This is a genomic window from Algoriphagus sp., from assembly GCF_024642405.1.
Taxonomy (GTDB): domain Bacteria; phylum Bacteroidota; class Bacteroidia; order Cytophagales; family Cyclobacteriaceae; genus Algoriphagus.
Window position 1 is genome coordinate 1 of record NZ_JAHEBC010000456.1, and the last position, 2745, is coordinate 2745.

Below are 2745 nucleotides of genomic sequence, written 5' to 3' on the forward strand. Positions count from 1 at the left end.
AACAGTATTTTGGGCTAAATCACTTTCGTTTTCTGAATTGAAGTAATCTCCAGTGTCTTCATAAAGTTTATCCAATCCTGGAACCAGAATATCTATTCTTTTAATTTGACTTTTACCAGTTTTATATTGAAGCCTTACAAAATCAAGTGCCTGAAGGTGTTCAAGTCCTGCTTTTGACAGTGACTGCTGTATTTTTATTTCCCCAGTGGCTGCATAAAAGGACTTAACGTCATGAATTGTTTCATGATCTTTTATGACCGTTGCAATTTGTATTGCTGCCCCTAATTCTTTTAAGAAGCCTAGTTCAGACTCAACTATAGCCCCAGTACTTTGAACCAGTCCATGATGAGAATCATGAATTCTGATTCCTATTGATCTATTTTCTTTCATAGTATTAATTAAGCCCAACCCTTAAAGAAACCCAAGTCCAACTTAGGGAAAACGAACATATCATTATATCTAGATATCCCCAACTGCTGTAGTCAAATCTCTCGTTTGGACTGGGTGGGATTTGTAATTCCTCCTCACCCCTCTCCCGATATCGCATTCCTTATCGGGACAGGCTCTCTCCTGAAAGAGAAGGCGATCGTTTTGTAATATCATCGAAATATCAGAACCAAATGGTGTTTGGTGTTTTTTTATCAATCTCTAAGTATATCAGTTCCATTCCTCCTTAATTCACGATAGCTTATTATGGGCATGGGTAATTCTTCTTCTCTCAAGTATCTTGTTGGAATAAGATCGGATGTTAGAATCAGTGACTTTACTTTTGGGGTTTTCTCTGCTCCTACAAAGAATTTTACTTGATCAAGATTTTCTTGCAACCAATTATCCCTGTCCACATGTTTGGCCACTTTCTTCTTTTGCCCTTCCCGTCCTAGGTAGGCATCCATCTCATTTTTCATCTGTTGGATATTTCTTGCTGCCTCAGTTCTCTTGCACTCGATGTTGTAAACTTGGTTGATTGTGGGATCATACGCAACAATATCACAATCGCCGTAATCTTTGTCAGCATTGAAGTGTCCCGTTGGCTTCATGGTCACTTCATAGTCCCAAACCACTAGGTGAGTATTATCTTTTAGCCACGTAGTCACTGTATTTCTAAAATGCTTTCCGTTTTTCTCCTTAAAACTGCCAAGTAAACTATTGATTTTCTTTCCTCCATTTGTTAATCTACCCGAATGAAGTAGTTGATTAAAGTACTGACTTGCTGCAATACACTGCCTCATTCCCCAATAATACTTTCGGCCATTCTCAGTATCAACAACTACAAAAGGTCTTCGAGCATAACTAAACTCTCTATTGTACTTCCATGGGAAATAATCTGAGTTTAAATAGCCTGCCTGATCGCTAATAATGTCAGGCTTATTTTCAAAACGAAGCTTTTCCAAACCTGCTTCGATCTGATCTTCTGCCCCAATCATTATTCGCTTAAGTTCAGCCAATAGGTCTATCTCAAGCATCGCCAAAACGGAATCTCCGTTATGTTCTGCCATTGCCGATGCTTGCATGCATATACCCAACAGATTGGTGTAGTCAATACCCCAATCTTCCAAGAATGCTTCATCCATATGGTCGAACAGAGCCTCAGTATCAACATCTTTTTCCTTAGTTGTGTATGTCTCAAATTGGCTAGAAAAAGCCTCTAGCTGTGCTTCAATGTTTGCGAGCGTATTGTCCTTATGAAACGGTTGGAGTTTTTGATCATAGAACTCTTTAGATATGCCTATTCGGCCTGAGGGAAGCAGACCCATTTCAGGATCATCCATCCCAAAATGAAGGGTATCGCTAAGCATACCATAATTCAAAATTTCGTTCATAATGGTGAGCAGTTCATCTAATTGGTCGAAGCTTGGTTTACGATCTCCTGCAGCCGGAACCAAGGCTGCAAACTCTATCAAACATCTTGTGGCAAGAGATGTATTGACGAGATTTCTTTGCTTTTTGAGAATTTTCTCCAACTTTTTTTCATCATTTCCGAAGCAGTGGATTTCGGCAGCTGTCTTGATTTTACTAAACTCTCTGTTGTGTACCAGTCGTTCATTAACTTCAATCAATCTACTTATCAAGGATTCTCCATTGAATTCTTTTAGCTTTTCAATGAGGTGCTGCACTAAGCGTAATACAACGTAATTACAAAACTCCTTTTTTTCATTAACACTTTGAAATTTCTCAGGAATAGGGTCTGGGCGATTAACAATATCAACCAGATTATCAAGTAGCAGGTTAATTTCCGCATCACTTATATAAAGTGTTGGAAGCAGCCAACGATTGTCTAACTGTAAGTCTTTTCTCGTGTCAAGTAACAGAATCATCTTAGCTTGACCGAGGGGCATATGTTGATCGATACTTTCTAAGATGTATTGATCGCTCAAAGCGATACCAGTTATAACAGTCAAGGCTTTAAGAATTTCGGTCATAAATGCTCTTTCACCAGCATTATCACCTCCAATGAAAAGTTTTCGGATATGTTTTGGTAAACCGATGGTTAATATACCATCGGCGTAGGAACATTGTAAATGTAGGTTTAGGATTTCTTTGGAATCTACTTGTTCTAATGATAAAGGATTGAAATATGATTTATCAAATTCAAGCACGATGTTTAGTACTGAGGCAATGTTTCCATTGATTTGCTGATTTAGTGCGGGATGAAGTCTATCTAACCAAAAACAAATGGCATCTGCTAAGTGCTCAACATATTCGGCCTCAGTTTTGTATTTTGCTTGATAGTTCTGTACCCAGATC

At 38.5% G+C, this 2745-nt stretch carries 2 protein-coding genes; both read right to left on the reverse strand.

Annotated elements, in window-relative coordinates; translation table 11 throughout:
• The coding region (locus tag Q0L68_RS19280) for a hypothetical protein (RefSeq protein ID WP_296705876.1) at positions 1-390 on the reverse strand (390 nt) is incomplete at its 3' end.
• Between the two features lie 251 nt (positions 391-641).
• On the reverse strand, positions 642-2745 hold a 2104-nt coding region (locus Q0L68_RS19285; RefSeq protein ID WP_296705877.1), incomplete at its 5' end, for a hypothetical protein.